Source organism: Roseburia lenta, assembly GCF_014287435.1.
Taxonomy (GTDB): domain Bacteria; phylum Bacillota; class Clostridia; order Lachnospirales; family Lachnospiraceae; genus Pararoseburia; species Pararoseburia lenta.
In genome coordinates, this window is the sequence record NZ_JACOPG010000002.1 from 64,353 (window position 1) to 84,724 (window position 20,372).

20 protein-coding genes are annotated in these 20,372 nt (G+C 47.7%); 3 read left to right on the top strand and 17 right to left on the bottom strand.

Translation table 11 applies throughout. The features are described from left to right. Nucleotides 1-13: 13 nt before the first annotated feature. From H8R94_RS04225 to H8R94_RS04235, 3 genes are read right to left on the bottom strand one after another with little or no spacing between them, the layout of a single operon-like run. Nucleotides 14-1,891: a heavy metal translocating P-type ATPase gene (locus tag H8R94_RS04225; protein ID WP_186853981.1), complete on the bottom strand. Its 1,878-nt coding sequence runs from the start codon at nucleotides 1,889-1,891 to the stop codon at nucleotides 14-16. Between the two features lie 60 nt (nucleotides 1,892-1,951). Then, a complete protein-coding gene (locus H8R94_RS04230) occupies nucleotides 1,952-2,170 on the bottom strand; it encodes a cation transporter (protein WP_118280100.1) in 219 nt (72 codons plus the stop codon). Between the two features lie 60 nt (nucleotides 2,171-2,230). Beyond that, entirely contained in the window at nucleotides 2,231-2,557 is a 327-nt protein-coding gene (locus H8R94_RS04235) for an ArsR/SmtB family transcription factor (RefSeq protein ID WP_207722462.1), read from the bottom strand. Nucleotides 2,558-2,747: 190 nt separating this feature from the next. On the opposite strand from H8R94_RS04235, the gene H8R94_RS04240 reads away from it, so the two are divergent. Beyond that, a complete protein-coding gene (locus H8R94_RS04240) occupies nucleotides 2,748-3,602 on the top strand; it encodes a hypothetical protein (protein WP_186853982.1) in 855 nt (284 codons plus the stop codon). Between the two features lie 80 nt (nucleotides 3,603-3,682). On the opposite strand, the gene H8R94_RS04245 is transcribed toward H8R94_RS04240, so the two are convergent. Then, nucleotides 3,683-4,438, bottom strand: a complete 756-nt coding sequence (locus H8R94_RS04245) for a TraX family protein (RefSeq protein ID WP_243238456.1) — start codon at nucleotides 4,436-4,438, stop codon at nucleotides 3,683-3,685. 27 nt (nucleotides 4,439-4,465) lie between these two features. Further along, the gene (gene hcp / locus H8R94_RS04250) at nucleotides 4,466-6,103 is read right to left on the bottom strand and encodes a hydroxylamine reductase (protein WP_186853983.1); all 1,638 of its coding nucleotides are present in this window, start codon (nucleotides 6,101-6,103) and stop codon (nucleotides 4,466-4,468) included. Nucleotides 6,104-6,209: 106 nt separating this feature from the next. Between hcp and H8R94_RS04255 the strand changes: the two genes are divergently transcribed. After that, nucleotides 6,210-6,875: a Crp/Fnr family transcriptional regulator gene (locus H8R94_RS04255; protein ID WP_186853984.1), complete on the top strand. Its 666-nt coding sequence runs from the start codon at nucleotides 6,210-6,212 to the stop codon at nucleotides 6,873-6,875. Here H8R94_RS04255 and H8R94_RS04260 read toward each other — a convergent pair. From H8R94_RS04260 to cls, 12 genes are all read right to left on the bottom strand, one after another. Continuing rightward, nucleotides 6,856-7,842, bottom strand: coding sequence for a 2-hydroxyacid dehydrogenase (locus H8R94_RS04260; RefSeq protein WP_118280111.1), 987 nt, complete (start codon nucleotides 7,840-7,842; stop codon nucleotides 6,856-6,858). The genes H8R94_RS04255 and H8R94_RS04260 overlap by 20 nt on opposite strands. A 42-nt stretch (nucleotides 7,843-7,884) precedes the next feature. Next, on the bottom strand, nucleotides 7,885-8,613 hold the full coding sequence (locus H8R94_RS04265) for an alpha/beta hydrolase (RefSeq protein WP_243238457.1): 729 nt from the start codon (nucleotides 8,611-8,613) through the stop codon (nucleotides 7,885-7,887). Nucleotides 8,614-8,664: 51 nt separating this feature from the next. Next, nucleotides 8,665-9,603 carry an NYN domain-containing protein gene (locus tag H8R94_RS04270; RefSeq protein ID WP_118280113.1) on the bottom strand — a complete coding sequence of 313 codons (939 nt, stop codon included), beginning with the start codon at nucleotides 9,601-9,603 and terminating at the stop codon, nucleotides 8,665-8,667. A 19-nt stretch (nucleotides 9,604-9,622) separates the two neighbouring features. Next, nucleotides 9,623-9,850 (bottom strand): hypothetical protein, encoded by a 228-nt coding sequence (locus H8R94_RS04275; protein ID WP_178010674.1) that lies wholly within the window; start codon nucleotides 9,848-9,850, stop codon nucleotides 9,623-9,625. 3 nt (nucleotides 9,851-9,853) lie between these two features. Further along, complete coding sequence (locus H8R94_RS04280) at nucleotides 9,854-10,879, bottom strand: aldo/keto reductase (RefSeq protein WP_118280116.1); 1,026 nt, start codon at nucleotides 10,877-10,879, stop codon at nucleotides 9,854-9,856. 14 nt (nucleotides 10,880-10,893) lie between these two features. After that, a complete protein-coding gene (locus H8R94_RS12335; RefSeq protein ID WP_118280118.1) occupies nucleotides 10,894-11,469 on the bottom strand; it encodes an FKBP-type peptidyl-prolyl cis-trans isomerase in 576 nt (191 codons plus the stop codon). Nucleotides 11,470-11,505: 36 nt separating this feature from the next. Further along, a complete protein-coding gene (locus H8R94_RS04290) occupies nucleotides 11,506-12,147 on the bottom strand; it encodes a metallophosphoesterase (RefSeq protein ID WP_186853985.1) in 642 nt (213 codons plus the stop codon). 10 nt (nucleotides 12,148-12,157) lie between these two features. Next, the gene (locus H8R94_RS04295; RefSeq protein WP_118280122.1) at nucleotides 12,158-12,739 is read right to left on the bottom strand and encodes a M48 family metallopeptidase; all 582 of its coding nucleotides are present in this window, start codon (nucleotides 12,737-12,739) and stop codon (nucleotides 12,158-12,160) included. 5 nt (nucleotides 12,740-12,744) lie between these two features. After that, nucleotides 12,745-13,449, bottom strand: coding sequence for a 4Fe-4S binding protein (locus tag H8R94_RS04300; RefSeq protein ID WP_118280124.1), 705 nt, complete (start codon nucleotides 13,447-13,449; stop codon nucleotides 12,745-12,747). A 70-nt stretch (nucleotides 13,450-13,519) separates the two neighbouring features. Next, entirely contained in the window at nucleotides 13,520-14,314 is a 795-nt protein-coding gene (locus tag H8R94_RS04305; RefSeq protein WP_186853986.1) for an HAD-IIB family hydrolase, read from the bottom strand. A 37-nt stretch (nucleotides 14,315-14,351) separates the two neighbouring features. Continuing rightward, a complete protein-coding gene (locus H8R94_RS04310) occupies nucleotides 14,352-17,165 on the bottom strand; it encodes a histidine kinase N-terminal 7TM domain-containing protein (RefSeq protein WP_186853987.1) in 2,814 nt (937 codons plus the stop codon). A 27-nt stretch (nucleotides 17,166-17,192) separates the two neighbouring features. After that, nucleotides 17,193-18,803: a cardiolipin synthase gene (cls, locus tag H8R94_RS04315; RefSeq protein ID WP_186853988.1), complete on the bottom strand. Its 1,611-nt coding sequence runs from the start codon at nucleotides 18,801-18,803 to the stop codon at nucleotides 17,193-17,195. Nucleotides 18,804-19,001: 198 nt separating this feature from the next. Between cls and H8R94_RS04320 the strand changes: the two genes are divergently transcribed. Further along, the gene (locus H8R94_RS04320; RefSeq protein ID WP_186853989.1) at nucleotides 19,002-20,369 is read left to right on the top strand and encodes an MATE family efflux transporter; all 1,368 of its coding nucleotides are present in this window, start codon (nucleotides 19,002-19,004) and stop codon (nucleotides 20,367-20,369) included. The last annotated feature ends 3 nt before the right edge of the window (nucleotides 20,370-20,372 follow it).

Genomic DNA, 20,372 nt, shown 5'->3' on the forward strand with positions numbered 1-20,372 from the left:
TTTTAAATTCTTATTATGCTCTTATCTTCAAGGCTCTTGTTGCATTCAAGACTGCCAGCACCATGACACCGACATCGGCAAAAATGGCTACCCACATATTGGCAATACCAAGTGCTCCCAAGATCAGGCAGACTGCCTTAACCGCAAGTGCAAAGACAATGTTTTCCCGCACGATCTTTAAGGTTCGTACAGAGATCTTCATAGCCAGCGCGATCTTTGCCGGATCATCGTCCATAAGGACCACATCGGCTGCCTCGATCGCTGCATCCGATCCCATGGCTCCCATGGCAATACCAATGTCTGCGCGGGATAATACCGGTGCGTCGTTGATGCCGTCACCGACAAAGGCTAAGTTTTCCTTTTCTCCCTTGGCATTTAAAATGTGCTCGACCTGTGCGACCTTATCTGCCGGAAGCAGTTCACTGTGGACTTCATCAATACCAATCTCTGCTGCCACACGCTGTGCCGTCTCATTGGCATCCCCGGTAAGCATAATGGTCTTTTTGATGCCGTTCTTCTTCAGTCCGGCGATCGCATCCTTCGTGGTCGGTTTTACCACATCGGAGATCACGATACATCCTGCATAGGTGCCATCCACGGCAACGTAGCAGACCGTTCCCTCTTTGTGCTCGGTCGTAACCGTCAGATTTTCACGCTGCATCAGGCGCATGTTTCCAACATAGACCTTCTTGCCGTCCACCCGGGCACACACACCATGTCCGGCGATCTCCTCAATGTCAGAGACACGGGAAAGATCCAGTTCCTGTCCATATGCCTTTTTCAGACTCAGGCTGATCGGATGGGAAGATGAACTTTCGGCATAGGCAGCCATACCAAGTAAGGTTTCTTTATCAAATCCATTTTCCGGGTAAGAGGCGGTCACCTCAAATACCCCCTTGGTCAGTGTTCCTGTCTTGTCAAAGACAATATACTTGGTTGCAGACAATGCTTCCAGATAATTGGATCCCTTGACCAGAATACCATTGCTGGAGGCACAACCGATACCTCCGAAGAATGATAGCGGAATGGAAATAACCAAAGCACACGGACAAGAGATTACCAGGAAAGTCAAAGCTCGGATGATCCACTCGCCCCACATCGGACTACTTCCCATAAACAGGCGCACGATCGGCGGTAAAATAGCAAGTGCCAGAGCACCATAACAGACTGCCGGTGTGTAATACTTGGCAAACTTTGTGATAAAGTTCTCGGATCTGGATTTCTTCATGGCTGAATTTTCCACCAGGTCTAAGATCTTAGATACGGTAGAATCACCAAACTCCTTGGTCGTCTTTACCTTGATCATACCGGTCATATTGATGCATCCACTGATGATCTCATCGCCGCAGGATGCGTCTCTCGGCAGGCTTTCTCCCGTAAGCGCACTGGTATTTAAGGTCGTATTTCCCTCTGTAATCACGCCATCGATCGGCACTTTTTCGCCCGGGTTGATAATAATCTCGGAACCGATCTCCACATCATCCGGATCGACCTTTTCCAGTTTGCCGTCCACCATCATATTGGCATAATCCGGTCGGATATCCATAAGGGCTGCGATGTTCTTGCGGCTCTTTCCTACGGCTACGCTCTGGAAGAGTTCGCCGATCTGGTAAAAGAGCATAACCGCTGCCCCTTCTTTGTAGTCGCCCAGACAAACGGCTCCCACGGTTGCGACTGCCATCAAAAAGTTCTCATCAAAGACCTGTCTCTTTAGGATACCTTTTCCCGCTTTTTTTAAAATGTCATAGCCAATTACCAGATATGGCACCAGATACAATGCCAAACGAAGGATCCACGGCATCTCTACCAAAGCATCCAAAATGGATACTGCTATTAATAAAAGCAGGGCAACAACAATGCGTTTCAGTACTTTTTGCTGTTTTTTACTCATCTATCTTCTCCTTTACGACTCCCACCGCCTCCGTGGCACAGCCCCGAAACGCGGTTCTTCTTATAAAAAGATCTCGCAATCGTCTTCTACGACTTTGCAGTTCTTGTATGCCTGCTGCATAACAGCGTCCACATCTGCGCCTTCTTCAAATTCAACCTTTAACTTCAAAGTCATGAAACTCAAAGTTGCATTCTTTACGCCCTCTGTATTCTTTACGGCTTCCTCCATCTTTGCTGCACAGTTTGCGCAATCAACCTCTACATCATATGTCTTTTTCATAATTTTGTTCTCCTTTTTCTTTTTTATTCTTTATCATACAAGATGGTGATCCATCTGTCTTTACTCCTCTACGTGATCCATACCCATGGATAGGATCGTGCGCACATGATCATCATCCAGCGAGTAAAAAATACTCTTGCCGCTCCGTTTGAACTTGACCAACTTGGCATCCTTTAAAATGCGGAGTTGGTGACTGACTGCGGATTGGTTCAGATTTAAGATCTGTGCGATATCACTGACACAAAGTTCACTTTCAAACAAGGCATATAAGATCTTGATCCTGGTCGAATCGCCAAAGACCCTGAAAAGTTCTGCCAGATCATACAGGTATTCATCCTCCGGTTGGTTTTGGAGTACCTGCTCTACCAAATCTTCGTGTGCCGCCAAAAATTCTGACTTCTGCTCTGCCACCTGAAATCCTCCCTTCTTTATCTTTATCTTTTGTATTTTTTCTCTTTATCATCTGTTCATATGTAATTATATTCATATGTTCATACATTGTCAATATATCCAATGAATTTTCTGTACCTTTTTTTCCCCGCCACATAGAATAATAAAAAAAGAAAGAATATCAACTATGGCAACTTTTTATAACCAGGCGACCTTGTCCTACAACGGCAACACGACCACATCCAATATCACGACCGGTGAACTGGTCGAAGTGCTCTCTGCCACAAAGACCGCCGTACAGACCGAGTATCAGCAGGATGATACCCTGACCTATGTCGTCAACATTTTAAACTCAGGCAATACCACCATGACCGGAGTGACGATCTCCGATAATCTGGGTGCCTATACCTTAAACACCATAACACTGGTGCCTATGGACTATGTGGTAGGCACTGTCCGCTATTATGTTGGCGGTGTCTTACAGCCGACACCAACGGTGACCGCCGGTCCTCCTCTGACCATTTCCGGTCTGTCTGTTCCGGCAAAAGGCAATGTCACCGTCATCTACCAGGCCAAGACCAACGATTATGCTCCACTGGCACAGGAAAGTAGCATCACCAACACGGCGACCATCAATGCCAACAATATCGCCAATCCGATCACGGCAAGTGCTACAGTCAATGCTTACAGTAAGCCGGTGCTCCGCATCAGTAAATCCTTAACACCGACGACTGTCTCCGAAAACGGACAACTGACTTATACCTTTATCATTCAGAACTACGGCAACACCGCAGCGGATGAAGCCGATGCCCTGATCGTCTCCGACCGTTTTGACCCGATCTTAAATCCGATCACGGTCGCCTTCAATGGCACTGCCTGGACGGAAGGTACCGAGTACACCTACGATGCCACCACCGGACAGTTTGTATCGACCGCCGGCATCATCACCGTACCTGCCGCTTCCTATACACAGGATGCTGCGACCGGTGCCATCTCCATTGTTCCGGGTTCCGCAACCCTGACCATCACAGGAACAGTTTAAGTTTTCCAAACTTCTCAATGAAATAAAAGAAAAGCCCCCGCGCGTATCCTGCGCACGAGGGCTTTCTATGTGATCTTACTTTATAAAATTTTTAAAAGTCCCAGCACGAGCAGGTGCAGGGGATAGAATACATAAAAGAACCACTTATGTATGGGCTTCTTACTGCCCGCCTTTCCATTATAAGTATAATGCAGGAGCAGGGGCACCAAAAGGACACCCAGTTGATAAATACCCCAGATACCAAATCCCCCAAAGACAAAACTACAGACAGAGAGCAGGGTATAAGTCGACCACTTCTTCTTTTCATCCTTCCGATAGCAAAAGAAACACATGGCATAAAGGATATCAAAGATGGGCCAGTCTCCCCAAATAGACAAGATACAAAGAAAGGCAATGATGGCTTTTTTCTGTGCCTCCATCATCGTTCCCTTATCCCAAACCCAGATTGCAAGCAGGGCTAGAAAGAGGGTGTAGATAACGCCCGGCGAAAATTCAAATGTATAATTTCCATTTAATTTATAAATAGGTAAATGTCCATACTCAAAAAAAGTAAAGGGGATCCAGGAAATGACCGCAAAAATGGCAAGTCTCTTGGCATACTTCTTTACGCTTCGTGTATGCACATAGCCCTCGGCAATAAAATATGCCATGGTCGGACCTGTCAGCCGACCGATCATATGCATGATCTGCCCCTGCCAGGAGGCAAGCGGTACAAAAGCCCAGGCAATGTGATCGATGAGCATGGCTAGGATCACAATATATTTGATCTGATTTCGGTTTAAAGAAAGCATGGCTTGTTCTCCTTCCGGTGCCAGAACCTGACACCAGAATATCATAACAAGCCACTTCCTTTCTGTAAAGATTTATTCACCAAAGAAGATCTTCATATCCTCCTCCACGCTGCCAATGCTTGCAATCCCGAAGTTGTCTACCAGAACCTTTGTCACATTCGGTGATAAGAATGCCGGCAGGGTCGGTCCCAGGTGGATATTTTTTACACCAAGGGCTAAGAGCGCCAACAAGACAATAACTGCTTTCTGCTCATACCAGGAAATGTTATAGACGATTGGCAGTTCATTGATGTCTTCCAGTCCAAAGATCTCCTGCAATTTCATAGCGATGACCGCCAGCGAATAGGAATCGTTACACTGCCCTGCATCCAGGACACGCGGGATATCTCCTATAGAACCCAGATTTAATTTATTGTATTTATACTTGGCACAGCCTGCTGTCAGGATGACCGTATCCTGTGGCAATGCCTTTGCAAAATCCGCATAGTAAGACCGGGACTTGGCTCTGCCGTCGCAGCCTGCCATGACAACGAATTTCTTGATCGCGCCACTCTTTACGGCTTCTACGATCTGGTCTGCCAGGGCAAATACCTGGGCATGTGCAAAACCGCCGATGATCTGCCCCTGTTCGATCTCCTCCGGTGGCCGGCATGTCTTGGCTAATGCGATGATCTGACTAAAGTCTTTTTCCTGACCAATTTCTCCCTCAATATGTTTGCAGCCCGGATAGCCGGATGCCCCCGTGGTAAAGAGACGGTCTTTATAGGAATCCTTTGGCGGTACGATACAGTTGGTCGTCATCAGGATCGGACCATGGAAAGACGCAAATTCTTCCGTCTGTTTCCACCATGCATTTCCGTAATTGCCGACAAAATGCTTGTACTTTTTGAACGCCGGATAATAATGTGCCGGTAACATTTCTGAATGGGTATATACATCTACGCCGCTGTCCTTGGTCTGCTCCAGAAGCATTTCCAGGTCCCGCAGATCGTGTCCGGATACCAGGATGCCCGGGCGCTTACCCACGCCGATGTTGACCTTTGTGATCTCCGGATTGCCATAGGCTTGCGTGTTGGCTCCATCCAAGAGTGCCATACCCTTCACGCCATACTTGCCTGTCTCCAATGCCAGCGCCACCAGATCATTCACGGATAAGGTGTCATCTAAGGTTGCTGCCAGTGCCCGCTGTAAAAAGGCATCCAGTTCTGCGTCATCTGCCAGCAGTACATTGGCATGCTTGGAATAGGCGGACAGACCCTTGAGCCCATAGGTGATCAACTCGCGCAGAGACCGGATATCCTCATCCTGCGTTGCCAAAACGCCGACACTTTTTGCCTTTTCCATATAAGCCGACGGCTCCGCCGTCCAAAGGGCTGCCTCCGGCAATTCCCTTTTGTCCTCTAACTGCTGTAAAAGTTCTTCCTTGCAGACCAAGGTATCTGCGATCCGCTTTGTTATCTGTGCCCCATCAAAATTGGCATTGGTGATGGTTGTAAAAAGATTTAAGGTAATACGATGGTTGACCTCATAAGAAACCTCTTTGCCCTCACTGCGCAGCGCTGTTGTAAGAGCAGCACATCCCTTGGTCACATATATCAAAAGATCCTGCAATGCAGCCACTTCCGGTGTCTTACCGCAGACACCGCGCACACTGCATCCCTTGCATCCTGCTGTTTCCTGACATTGATAGCAAAACATCTTATTTTCCATTTTTCTTCTCCTTTATCTTGTTTATTTGTCTTGTTTTTCACTGACAGGCTCATTATAATATGGCTATCGAAACAATTATGTTGTCATAACAACAAAAGGAGATAAAATGAATTACCAATTTTTAGCAAATACAAGATTATTCCGCGGCATTTCCGTGGATGAACTGGAAAAGATGCTGGCCTGTTTTTCCGTACAGACCAGACAATATGAAAAAGGCAGTCTGATCCTGCGTGCCGGACAGACGGTCTCTGCCATCGGTCTGGTCCTCTCCGGCAATATCACCATCGAAAACAATGACCTCTGGGGCAATCGCACCGTAATGGACCGCCTGGGGGCAGGCGCGATCTTTGCCGAGTCCTATGCCCTGACACCGGAGGAGATCCTCATGGTCGATATCGTTGCAAATGAACCGACAGAAGTCCTTTTCTTACAGACCCGGGCTATCCTAAATCCCTGTCAGAAGTCCTGCTACAGCCACCGCGCCCTCTTAGGCAATCTGCTTGCCATTTCCTCACAAAAGAACCTGCATATGTCCCGCCACATCCTCCACACCTCGCCCAAGACCATCCGCGGCAGGCTCTTGTCCTATCTGTCTTTTTTAGCACAAAAAGAGGGCAACTACGAGTTCGACATCCCCTTTGACCGCCAACAACTGGCAGATTATCTGGGGGTCGACCGCAGCGCCCTCTCCAACGAACTCAGCAAGATGCAGCGCGAGGGCATCCTGAGTTCCAAAAAAAATCATTTTAAACTTACACCTGATTGCCTGTAGGGATCTCTCCCTTTTCGTAGCCCAGCGCATTCTCTAAGGTAGTGTGGCTGATGGCTTCCATTGCCTCCTCGGTAAAGAATGCCTGATGTGAGGTAACGATCACATTTGGGAAAGACAAAAGCCTTGCCGTAACGGAATGTTCCATGATGTCTGCCTCACGGTTTTCAAAGACATTGCCGGACTCCTCCTCGTAAACATCCAGTCCCACGCCATGAAACTTGTGGGCACGAATCCCGGCAATCAGATCATCCGTATCGACCAGTTCCCCGCGGGAAGTATTGACCAGTACCACCTGATCCTTCATCAGAGAAATGGTCTTGGCATTGATCATATGATAGTTGTCGATCGTGAGCGGACAATGCAAAGAGATCAGGTCACCTTCCCGGAAAACTTCTTCTAATTCTTTATACTCGATAAAATCCAAAGATGGGTTCGGGTATTTGTCATAGGCGATCACCCGCATACCAAATCCCCGGCAAATGCGCGCCATAGCGGCACCAATCTTTCCCGTACCGATAATACCTGCGGTCTTGCCGTAAAAGTTGATCCCCATGAGTCCTTCCAGACTGAAATTGTTCTCCCGCACCTTGATATATTCTTTATGAATACGTCGGTTGACACTCATAGCCAGTGTCATTGCATGCTCTGCCACGGCTTCCGGGGAATAGCCCGGTACGCGAAGGACGGTGAGTCCCAGTTCCTTTGCCTTTTCCAGATTCACATTGTTGAAACCGGCACAGCGTAATAGGATCAGACCTACGCCTTCCTCGTGCAAAACTTCCAGAACCGGTGCGGATAAATCGGAACTGACAAAAGCACAGACGGCATCATAGCCCTTTGCTAAAGCCGCTGTTCTCACATTGATATCGGCATCCAGATAATCGATCTCTATGGATGCATAATCTGCCAGTTCCTTATCAAAAGAATCGATATCATATTTCTTTGCATCATAAAATAATATCTTCATTTAATTTTATCCTTTCCTTCATAGATCCGGTCTATGTAACTCTTACAGCCAGGCTTCTACCACGGCATTCACTACCGTCGCCTGCTCTTCCTCGCGTGAGATACCGGCTTTGCCATCGCCGTCCTGCTCTCCGTAATTGCCATAGTAGGCGTGATTGCCACCGGCAAACTGAATATCAACCGTCGTATCCTTTGGCAGATTGTCCGCATACTTTGCCAGTTTATCCCGGTTGATGACACCATCTTCGCTGCCGACCAAAGACACGACCGCAAGATCGCTGTCGGAAAGATCCTTGGTCGAATAGGCCGCCAGAAGAAGGAGACCGTCCAGTTCGTCCGCGTGATCTGCTGCATAGGATGCCGCCATGGCTCCGCCCAGCGAATGACCGCCGATATACCAATGCTTATACTTATAGGCTGTCATGACATCCGTTGCCTTATTCATGCCAAAAATCGCCAGATTACCAGGCATAGTGACCAGATAGCAATCCAAGCCATTTGCCGCCAACTGCTTCATGAGCGGTGCGTAGGAGATTTCCTCCACCTTGGCTCCCGGATAAAAGACCATGGCACTCTCCGTACCCTTGCCATCAAAAAAATAGCCGTCCTCCGTCTTGGTCACGGTAACTTCCACGTCCGATTCCAGTGCGTCCTCTACGCCCTCGGCGTGATAATACTGGTTGAGATAAGCCATGATCCCCGTGATCAGGGAAATAATGATGACAATGGTGATCTCTATTTTTAATTTTTTACGCTGACTTGTGTTTTTCATATTGCTATCCTATCTTTATTTTTTGAAAACCAGAAAAATCTATACCTGTCTTTACAGGATGGCGGTCACGAGATTGTTCTCGATCTGCACGCCCGGAACACTGCTGACATACTTGGAAAGTCTGGCATAACCGTAATCCTTGTATTTGAAATCCGGGTATTCAGTCGCGATCATCCTGCCAAGTGTTCCCAGTTCCACCGTGCTGGCTGCTGCCTTCTGTACAAATTTCTCTACTTCTTTTTCGATATCCTTGCCATGGTCACTGCTGCGCAGGATGCAGATGGCAGTACCTTTTTGCATGGTCTCGAACTTGGTCGCTTCCTCAATAAAGGTACGCATGGAACTGTAGCCGTAATTTCGCTCATCAAAATCCGGGAAGAGTCTTTGCAGATTGCTCTTGGTGGATCCCAGATTGGCATGCTCGCCATTGTTCTCGCTCTGCTGGATCAATTCGTTAATTGCTGATTTAATTTCTCCGATCGGTGTGATAGAATCGCCCTTGCTGTCGTGATTACTTTCTTTGTGGCTCTTTGCCTTGGAAGTCTCCTTGACCTCCTCATCCACGATCTTATCCAAGAACTTGTATTCATTGCAGGCTGCAATAAAGGTCTTTGACGCGTCGGATTTGCCCATGCCGATCACAAACATGCCCTCTTCACGCAGGCGGTTGACCAGTCTTGTAAAATCACTGTCCGAAGTCACGATACAAAATCCATCCGTCTTGTCCTGATACAAGATATCCATGGCATCGATCACCAGCATGATATCCGATGCATTTTTGCCGGACGAATAGCGCGGCTGCTGGATTGGCACAATGGCATGCTTCAATGCCTTTTTGTGCCAGTCTGCAAGATTTGGACTGGTAAAATCTCCATACATTCTCTGATAGGTGATCACACCATATTTTTTTAATTCACTGATAATGGCATCAATATACTTGGAACTCGCGTTCTCCGCATCGATCAAAAGTGCCAGACGTTTTTCTTCCATTTTATACTCCACCTGCCTGTTACTGTAAATCTTTCAGGCTCTCCATCAATTCCAGATCCGACTGCAATACCTTAAAATTTGTCGTGATCGGTTCCTCTCCCGGCTTAGTCACGGTAATCTCAAAAACAGTTCCTTCCTCCACGCGGGAAGAAAATACCACCTGCAAGAACTTTACAAACTTTGGATGATTGTTTGTAAATGTGTTCTTTGCATTCATGAGTTTCATCATAGTTCCCGGATTGATCATCTCTTATACCTCTACTTCCCCTGCAAGCACACGCTTGTAGTCCTCGTAATTTTTCTTTAGTAATGTCGGTGTATCCAGTTCATACGGACACTTCTTTTTGCAGGCGCCACACTCTAAGCAGCCCTCGATCTTCTTCATTTCTGCCTGCATTTCCTCGGTCAGCCAGTTGGCTGACGGCGCACGGCGGAGCATGAGAGACATACGTGCACACTGGTTGATCATGATACCTGCCGGGCACGGCATACAGTAGCCACAGCCACGACAGAAATCGCCGGTCAGTTCCTGACATTCCTTGGCAATAAAGGCACGGATCTCATCGGTCATTTCCGGTGTCTGATCCATAAAGGCAAGCCATTCATCCAACTCGCTCTCTTTTTGGATTCCCCAGATCGGAAGGACATTGTCAAACTGTGTCATATATGCCATGGCTGCGGTGGAATTGTTGATAAGTCCGCCAGCCAGTCCCTTCATGGCAATAAAGCCCATGTTGTGCTTGCGGCAGTTCTCCACCAATGCCAGTTCCCTGTCCGCAGACAGATAGGAAAATGGGAACTGCAAGGTCTCATAAAGACCGGATTCGATGATGTCCTCGGCAATGCCGATCTTGTGCGCTGTGATACCAATATGCCGGATCTTACCCTGGGCTTTTGCCTCAAGCATGGCTTCGTACATGCCTGTGCCATCCCCCGGTGCAAAAACCCGGTCTGCACAATGGAACTGATAGATATCCAGATAATCGGTCTTTAAATTATGAAGTGTGGTCTCAAGGTCTTTCCAGAATCCTTCCGGTGTCTTGGCTGCCGTCTTTGAGGCAATGTAAATATTTTCTCTGACATCTGAAAGACCTAAGCCCATTTTTTCCTCGCTGTCGCTGTAGGCTCTTGCCGTGTCAAAAAAGCGCATGCCGCCTTCGTATGCCTTTTTCAAAAGTCCCGCTGCATCCTCAGCACTGATACGCTGGATCGGCAGTGCCCCAAAAGCGTTCTGCGGCACTGTGATCCCTGTACTTCCTAATGTAATGTTTCTCATTGGCTTTTCCTCCCTTATTCTTCTGCTTGTCCGTAAATGCCGTTGATCTTGACGGTAAAGACTGCCTCAGCCCCATTGAAACTCTTGGTCTCGCCATTATCGTCTGTATAAGAACGTCCATAATTTTCCGGGAATGTGACATTGACCTCAACAGTCTCTCCCACCTTATGACCTTCCAACTGCTCCTCAAAGTCATCGATAAAAGTATTAGATCCGATCGTCAGATCCTGTCCCTCTGCGGTTCCTCCCTGGAAAACATAACCGTCAATACTGCCGGAATAATCGATATTGACCGTATCGCCTTCCTTTACTTCCAGACTGGTATCTGTCAGCAATGTCTCTTTCGTCGTATCTGAAGAATCCTGTGTGGTGGACTCCTGGCTGGACGTATCTGTCGCCTGCTGCTGGGCATCCTCTGCCTCGGCAGCCTTTTGCTTACGGCTATCGATCACGCCATAGACGATCATGCCGACAAAAAATGCAACGATAAGCGCAATGATGAGGGTATTTCTCACCAGACGCATGGTTGCCTGTTTTTTACGTTCTGCGGCTCTTCTCTCCTGTGCCATTTTCTTATTTTCTTTCTTCATTGCGTATGATTACCTCCTTAGATGATAACTCTTATATTATAATGAATCTTCCACATTCTGGCAACGGATAAGTCGCTGCTTTGTCAGCGCGATCCACTCGTCCAGACTGAGGGGCTGGTAGTCCGAATACATGCAAAAACAATTTATCATGTGGGAAGAAAGGGACTGCGTTCCACCATCACGATCCGGGATCCGGGTCTTTTCCACCATCTGCTGATACTGCTCGATCAGGCGCTCGTCATGACTGTCATGCACATGCCCGTAGAGCATATAGGTCCGCGGCTCTCCCTTTTTATTTTTTAAATACTGCCCGTTATAACAGGCGATGGGATAATGGGAAAGGACGACCTTGCGCCCGTCATCATGGAGTTCCGCATAGGGATAGATCCAGCCAAAACGCTCCTTGTGGAAGGTTTTGCTCCGCAGATAGCGGTTGTCATGATTGCCGACGATCAGGAACAGTTTGCCCTGCAAACGGTCTAAAAGGGCATTGGTCTGCTCGGCATTTTCCATGGAAAGATCTCCTAAGATCACGACCTCGTCGCGGTTTCTGACCTTTTCATTCCATCTTTTTATCATATATTCATTCATTTCCTCCACGGAGGCAAAGCCCCTGTGATCCATTTCCCGGTTGAGTGCTTCATGGAAAAAATGGCAATCTGCAATGTAATACCGCATCTGTCTCTCCTTATGCTAACATGATATCATTTAATGTCCGCCGACATTCCTTATAATTTGGATAATAGGTCTCGACCTCCTGCCAGAAAGTCTTGGAATGATCCATATGACGGCGGTGCGCCAGTTCATGCACCACGACATAGTCCAAAAGTTCCTGCGGCAGATAAGCCAGCCGGTAGTTAAAGTTGAGATTTCCCTTACTGCTGCAGCTTCCCCACCTGCTCTTTTGATTACGCATAGAAATAGAGCCGTAGTCTATCCCCATGCAATCTGCATAGTAGTCTACGCGCTCTATTATCTTTTGCTTGGCTATTTTTTTGTCGGATGCCGTCAGGCTCTCCCATTCCGGGATGTCGTAAGGATTTTCTGCCAGATACTGTCTTCTTGCAAACATCTGGCTGCGGTTTTCCTCGATCCACCTGGCATGCGAGGTCACAAAGCGGCGGATGGTCCTGTCTGAAACACGCATAGGTACCCGCGCTAAGACGGATCCATCCGTCCGGATCTGGAGTGCCATGCTCCGCCGCTTGGATCTTACGATCTCGACCTCGATTTCTTCATTTTCTAAGGCAATAATCAATTCTGTCAACATTTTCCTTAATCAAGGATCCTGCCATCAATGGAGATGGTCACAACCTGCCATGGAAGGAACTTGCCGCTGTTTTGTAAGGCGGTCTTGGCTGCATACTCCAGCCCGCCGCAACACGGTACTTCCATGCGCACGATCGTCACGCTCTTAATGTCATTTGCCTTGATGATCTCCGTTAATTTTTCACTGTAATCGATCGCATCCAACTTTGGACAGCCGATCAGGGTCACATGCCCCTTGATAAATTCTTCATGGAAGGATGCATAAGCATATGCCGTACAGTCTGCCGCGATCAAAAGACGGGCACCGTCAAAATATGGTGCCTGTGGCGGCGCCAGTTTGATCTGTACCGGCCAGTTAGCAAGACGGCTGACACTCGCAGCCTTTGTCGCTGCCGCCACTTCCGGCGCATCCTCATGTGCAATGGCTTTTGCCATGCTGCCCGGGCATACAAATGGCTTTGGTTGTTCTTGGGCTGCTTCCATGCGTGCCTTGACAGCGACTTCGTCGTAATCTGCCGCTTCTCTTTCAATGATATGGATGGCATCCATCGGACAATGCGGCAGACAGTCGCCAAGTCCGTCGCAATAGTCGTCTTTGATGAGTTTTGCCTTGCCGTTTACGATCTCAATGGCTCCCTCGTGGCAGGCTGTCGCACATGCGCCACATCCATTACATTTTTCTTCTTCAATATGAACAATCTTTCTTCTCATGATCTATGCTCCTTTACTTTTCCTAAGATGACTAGATCATAAGACATTTTGTCCAAAAAATATGTTGTATCTACAACATTCCATTTAAAATCTGACGCAAAACATCTTCCACGCGGTCGCAGTGGTTCGCCTTGACATCCTCCATGGTCGGATTACATTTTTGCATCAGATAAGGCTGTCCCACAAATTCCAACATAGAACGGTCATTTTCGTTGTCACCGAAAGCCACCATTTCTTCCGGTGCGATCCCCATCTGCTGACCGATGGCTTCGAGTGCCGTGCCCTTATTGGCTCCAAGTGGTGCAAAGTCCGCCCACTCATTACCAGATACCATGAGTTGGCATCTTCCGGCGATCTTTTTGGTAAAGTATGCCGTCACCTGATCCCGGTAGTCCTTTGGGGTAAAGTAAGATACCTTGATGATCGGCTCTGTGATCTCCTCCGGTGCCCCGATCACGGTCACATCGTTCTTGATGTGATTTCTCAGATAATCCACATAGTCCTCTGTCTTTGGCACCACATAGCAGGTGCGCTCCCCGGAGATCAATACTTCACACTTTGGATCATCAATGACCATATGGCAAAGTTCCAAGGCTAACGCTCGGTCAAACTCCCGCTTTAGGAGAACCTTGTCCTGATAAAAGACCAAGGCACCGTTTTCACAGAGATACATGACATCTCCATCCACCTTTTTGAACATGTTATGTAAGTTAAAATACTGTCTGCCGCTGGCAGGCACAAAGATCACGCCCTTTTTCGTCAGTGCCGTGATCAGTTCGATCGCCTCCTCGGAACAATCCGGCATATAATTCTGTAAAAGCGTGCCGTCCAGATCCGATGCAATCAGTTTTACCTTTTGCTTCATTTCTAATCTATCCTTTTCTCTTTTTCGCTTACCTATCTTAGCAGAAAGTCCGCAGGATTTCCACCTTGCGCGTCGCAGACTCCCAGGAAAATTCCGACAGATCCTGTCCCAGCGTCGCCAGTACCGATGCCGCGTCCACGCTCCACGCTCTATCCTGCAACTGCTGATAGAGGAAATCCACCGCCTGCAGGTCCTGGTTTTCCAGTGCAGACTGCATCATCTCCAAGAGATTTTCCTTGGTCTCCGCCGTCGTATCCTTGTGATCTTTGAAATAATCTGCCAGGTGCTTTCCGGCATCTTCGATCTGCTCCATGAGTATAGGATGCAGGGTCTGCACCTGATCTATCCGACCGTCAGCCAGAGCTATCTCGATCAGGCGGGCTGTTTTTGACAAAAGCAGGGCACCCACGGTCGCCGCCGTGCCCTTTAAGGTATGGATACAGCGTCTGTAGTCCTCTTTTGTCTCATCCGTCCAGGTCGTGTCAAAAAGAGTCGTCAACTTTTCCTGCGCCCTTGCAAGATCACGGGCAAATTCCTGCAAACCGGTACGATAACGCGACGGACTCTTCCAGATCAGCATGGCATATTCCGCATCAAACTCCTCGATCTGCGGCAGTTCCATGTCTGCCTGCGCCTGATCTTTGTCATCCTTTTGCCCCTTTTTCACCAGATCTTTTGGCAGGTAAGTAAGGAGCATCTTTTCCAGTTGATCGTAGAGAATAGGCTTTGGCAAAAAGTCACAGAAGCCCTCTGCCAGATACTTTTCCCTTGCCCCCGCAGTCACATTGGCGGTCAGCATGACGATCGGCACCTGCCGACAGAGATTGCCCTCATCCGAAAGCATATTACGCCGCGTCTCGATCCCATCCATTTCCGGCATCATGTGATCCAAAAAGATCAGGTCATAGGCATGTTCTTTTGTCAGACGCAGACACTCTGCACCACTATCCGCCTCCGTGATCTGGATCCGGCTCTCCTTTAAAAGTTCCACAAAAACACGCCGATTCATCTCGTTGTCATCGACCAGAAGAATCTTGGCTTTCGGTGCCACAAAACCGGAGGCAAACTCCTCATATGCCACATTCTGCGCTACCATCTGCGCAAATTCCCCGATCGGTGTTGGATCCGCTACCGGCTGGTAGAGAACAAATGAAAAGTCACTGCCGACGCCCTCCTGGCTCCAGACATCCAGTTTACTGCCCATCAGTTGTAGGAGAGAGGAAGAAATACTCAGTCCCAGTCCACTGCCTTCGATATGACGGACTGCCGTTTCTTCCACGCGGTTAAAGCGTTCATAGATCTGTGGGATCTTTTCCGGTTTGATGCCATTTCCGGTATCTTTGATGGAAAAACGTACGCCCAGATCACTACTGTCTGTCGTCTGTACCGACTCCACATAAAAGGTCACGCTGCCCTGGGCGGTGTACTTGATCGCATTGGTCAAAAGGTTGATCAGAACCTGACGGATACGGATATCATCCCCGATATAGGCACGCGGCAGGGTCGGATCGACAACGACCTGAAAAGTCAGATTTTTCTTCTTGGCATGAGGCGACAGCATCTGATAAAGATCGGATATCATATTGCCCAGATCATAATGTACCGGCAGGATATTGAGTTTGCCGGTCGATAACTTGGACGAATCCAAAATATCATTGACCAGGCTCAGCAGCATATTTGCTGCACTCTCCACGTCTTTGCCATATTGCAGGATCTGCGGATCTTTCGCCTCTCGCAGGATCATTTCGTTCATACCCATGATGGAATTGATCGGAGTACGCAGTTCGTGTGACATGCTGGCGATGAAATCACTCTTTGCCTGATTGGCTTCGTTGGCGGCTGTCACCAGGGACTGGATCCGCTTCATCTGCCTTTCCTCATCCGTCAGATCCATCAGAAGGATAGAATAGCCCATGAGCACATCTTCCTCATAAATCTGGTCGATATGCACATCATAGACCTGATCGCCCAAATACATCTTATTGGCAATCCCGGTACGCAGATAAGACAAAAGTTTTGTCTCAGTTAAAAGTTGTCCCTGCCGCTGATCGGCTAAAGATGGAAAAAGTTTTTTTGCCTTGATGTTTGCCTCTACAAAGCCGTAGTTCCCATCCACAATGATGATAGGTTCATGCATATTTTCAAAGATATTGTTGTGTGCCACACGAGCAATATCAAACATATCCTGCACCATGGCAGAAGAAAAGAATAAGATCATCCCCACCGCGGTCAAAGATGGAATGAGTTCGTAGCCCCGATCCAGTCCCGAAAGACGGATGGGAACGACCACGAAAGGCAAAAGGACACAGAAAAAGAGCATCTTACAACTGCGACGGTATTTTTCATCCTTTGCCTCACGCCAGCCCTTAAGCGCCAGATAGGCACAGGCAAAGATCTGCACTGTCTCATAGACCGAGTTAAAATAGATGACCGGTCCGTAGACTCTGTGCAGATAGGTCAGACTGCCGGCGGTCACATAATAAATGTCCCGGTAAAAAAGCGAATGATACTGACTGGTCCATGCACTGATCATGACAAGAATGTCCACTACGAGCATGACACCGACCAGGTGCTTGGGTATCTTTTTGTGGGTATAGCGCATACAAAAGAGTAAAAAGAAAGTATCAATAAATGCCACACCGATATATCGCAATTTCATGATCAGCAGAATCGCACTGATCGAATCCGCCTGTATCTCCATCAGATATGCCGCATTTTCGATCAGGCATAAAAACGCCACGATCAGCATCAATTTAGACAGACGGTTGGACTTTTGGATCCCTGCCGCCAAGACAAAAGCGATACAGGCGATCGTTACGATCGCTTGAAAAATTAAAATCCCCTGACTCATACTCTCTTTTGTAAACTCCTCTTCTGTTTATAAAAGTGGTGCGATCAGACGCAGGAGCATCTGGATAAACCGCATGCCCTGACTGCGCCCGGTATTGTATTTTTCTGTAACTTCAAGACTTTCCCTCATCATGGCTTCCATATCCTGTCTGGTCTCTTGGACTGCCGGACCATAGGCATAGAGACAGCCATTTTCAAAATGATGATAGAGACTGCGGTAGTCCAGATTGATCGTGCCGCAGGTGGCTACCACGTCATCCACCACGCACATCTTGGCATGACAGAAGCCCGGCGTATATTCATAGATACGGACACCGTGCTTTGCCAGGCAATGATAGTAAGACCGCGTCACGGCATAGACAATACGTTTGTCCGGGATCGCCGGTGTGATGATGCGCACATCCACGCCACGCTTTTTTGCCAGACGGATGGCGTGCACCATCTCATCAGTCAGGATGAGATACGGCGTGACAAACCAGCAATACCGCGTTGCCTTATTGATCAGGCTGATGTAGACTTCCTCGCCCACATGCTCATTATCCATAGGGCGGTCTGCATAAGGCTGCACATAAGCCCGGCTTTGCCCGGTCTCTCCGATCTCCTCTGCCATGGCATGCGGATCCGCATAAGGCTGCTCCAGATATTTGCCAAAATCGGCATCATCGATATCGTTGCCCTTGACCGCGTTCCAGTTTTCCAGAAAAGTTGCCGTCAGGCTCCGCACTGCCAGCCCTGTGATCTGCACGCCTGTGTCCTTCCAATAACCGTAGGGATGGGTCAGATTAAAGTATTCGTTTGCCATATTGTAACCGCCGGTAAAGCCCACCCGTCCATCGATGACCATGATCTTTCTGTGGTCCCTGTTATTTAAAAAGAAATTCAACCCCGGCATAAAAGGGTTAAAGATACGGCACTGGATGCCAAGGGCATTGAGGTGCTTGGCAAAATCCCCGTTGATAAAGGCGATACTTCCGATATCGTCATAAAAGACGCGGACTTCCACGCCAGCCTTGACCCGCTCTACTAAAATTTTCTCTACCTGATTCCATGCTTCTGCCTGCTCGATGGCAAAATACTCCATAAAGATAAAGTGCTTTGCCTTTTTTAAGGCTTCTTTTTGTGCCTCAAATCCCTTGTAAGCCTCATCATAATAGGTAATGGGACAGTCCGCATAGACCGGAAATCCGCTCTTTTCCTGCAAATAATAGGATATACTAGCAAGTTGTTCATTCTTATCCCGCAGTTCCTCCATGGAGGACTTCACATGGTCTGCCCCCGGTCCCTGCTCCAGCATGGGAAGAACGATGGCATCCACGGCATCGTAACGCTGCCGCATCTTATAGGTGTGACCATTCAGACCGACCAGAAGATACATGATGATGCCAAAAATCGGAAAGGCAAGGATGAGCATGATCCAAGGGGTCTTCATACTGCTTGTCCGATCCTGCGCGTAAATGCATACGACCAGCACCACCGCCAGAATACGCGTGGCAATGTTGATACCTTCCGCGTAATCATTGAGCCTGGTAAAGACCACCACGATAAAAGCGATCTCTAAGGCGATCGCAAGTACGGAGAAAAAGAGTCTTGCAATGCCGTTTTTCACATGTGCTTTTTTCTCATAGGTCCGTATTTTCATGCCTGCTCCTTTCCTAATATAAAGCACTCCAAATCTAGTCTTTCTATTATAATGCATCGCCGATGGATATTCAATACAGGCAGATCTTCTCGTTTTTCTATATAGTCTTTCGGTTATAAATAATATGTAATCTGTATTTTACATATATAAGACAGATTGTTATACTTGAATGCAGAAAAAGAAGGAAATGATATCACAATGAAACAAATTGATTTTGAAAATGGTGGTGTCGGCAAAAATATTCTGGCTGCCGCACTGCCAATGCTTATCGCCCAGATTTTAAACCTCTTATATAACATCGTAGACCGTGTCTATATCGCCCGCATTCCCCAAGTGGGAACGGCAGCACTCGGCGCAGTAGGACTTTGTTTTCCTCTGATTGTTATTATCAGTGCCTTCGCGAATCTGTTCGGCAGCGGCGGTGCCCCGATTTTTTCCATCCACAGAGGAAAAAAAGAGGATACAAGGGCCAACCAGATTATGAACACATCCTTTACCATGCTGTGCATAGCCGCGATTTTGCTCATGGCGATTGGCATGCTCTTTGCCCATCCCCTTCTCATCCTTTTTGGAGCCTCCGAAAAAGCACTGGTATTTGCCTATCCCTACCTCATGCTCTACCTGATAGGTACCCTGCCATCCATGATAGCTGTGGGTATGAACCCCTTTATCAATGCCCAGGGCTATTCCACCATGGGCATGCTCTCCGTCGCCATCGGTGCCCTTGCCAATCTGCTCTTAGATCCACTTTTCATCTTCGCATTTGGCCTTGGCGTATGTGGTGCTGCAATTGCAACCGTCATCTCACAGACTCTGTCTGCTGCCTTTGTCCTTTATTTTTTAACTAGAAGATCTGAGTTACAGGTTCGCCTGCTTAAAAAGGAAGAATTTTCTGTCTCCTTAGGGCATGCCAAAAATATCGTCAGTCTTGGAACTGCCGGTTTTATCATGCAGTTGACCAACAGCCTGGTGACCATCTGCTGCAACCATGTCCTTTCCATGACCGGCGGTGATATTTATATCTCTGTCATGACGATCGTATCTAGTGTAAGACAGTTGGTCGAAACACCAATCTATGCACTGACCGAGGGTTCATCCCCCATCATCAGTTACAACTATGGTGCCAAACGTCCAACGCGCGTCAAGAAAGCCGGCAGCATCATGAGTCTTCTGGTATTTGCTTATACCGCTGTTATGTGGGCTGTCATTATTCTGATTCCCCATACCCTCATACAGGTCTTTAGTTCCGATGCCAGCCTGATCAGTGACTCTGTTCCGGCCTTAAAACAATACTTTGCAGCCTTTATTTTTATGGATTTGCAATATATCGGTCAGACCATTTTCAAATCCTTAAATAAAAAGAAACAGGCCATATTTTTTTCCCTGCTTCGAAAAGTTTTTATCGTTGTCCCTCTGACCTATCTGATGCCTTTCGTTCTCGGCATGGGCACAGACGGTGTCTTTTTAGCCGAACCGGTATCCAATGTCATCGGTGGAAGCCTTTGCTTTATCACCATGCTTTGCACCGTCTTACCGGAATTAAAACGTATACAAAAAAACAAATAATAA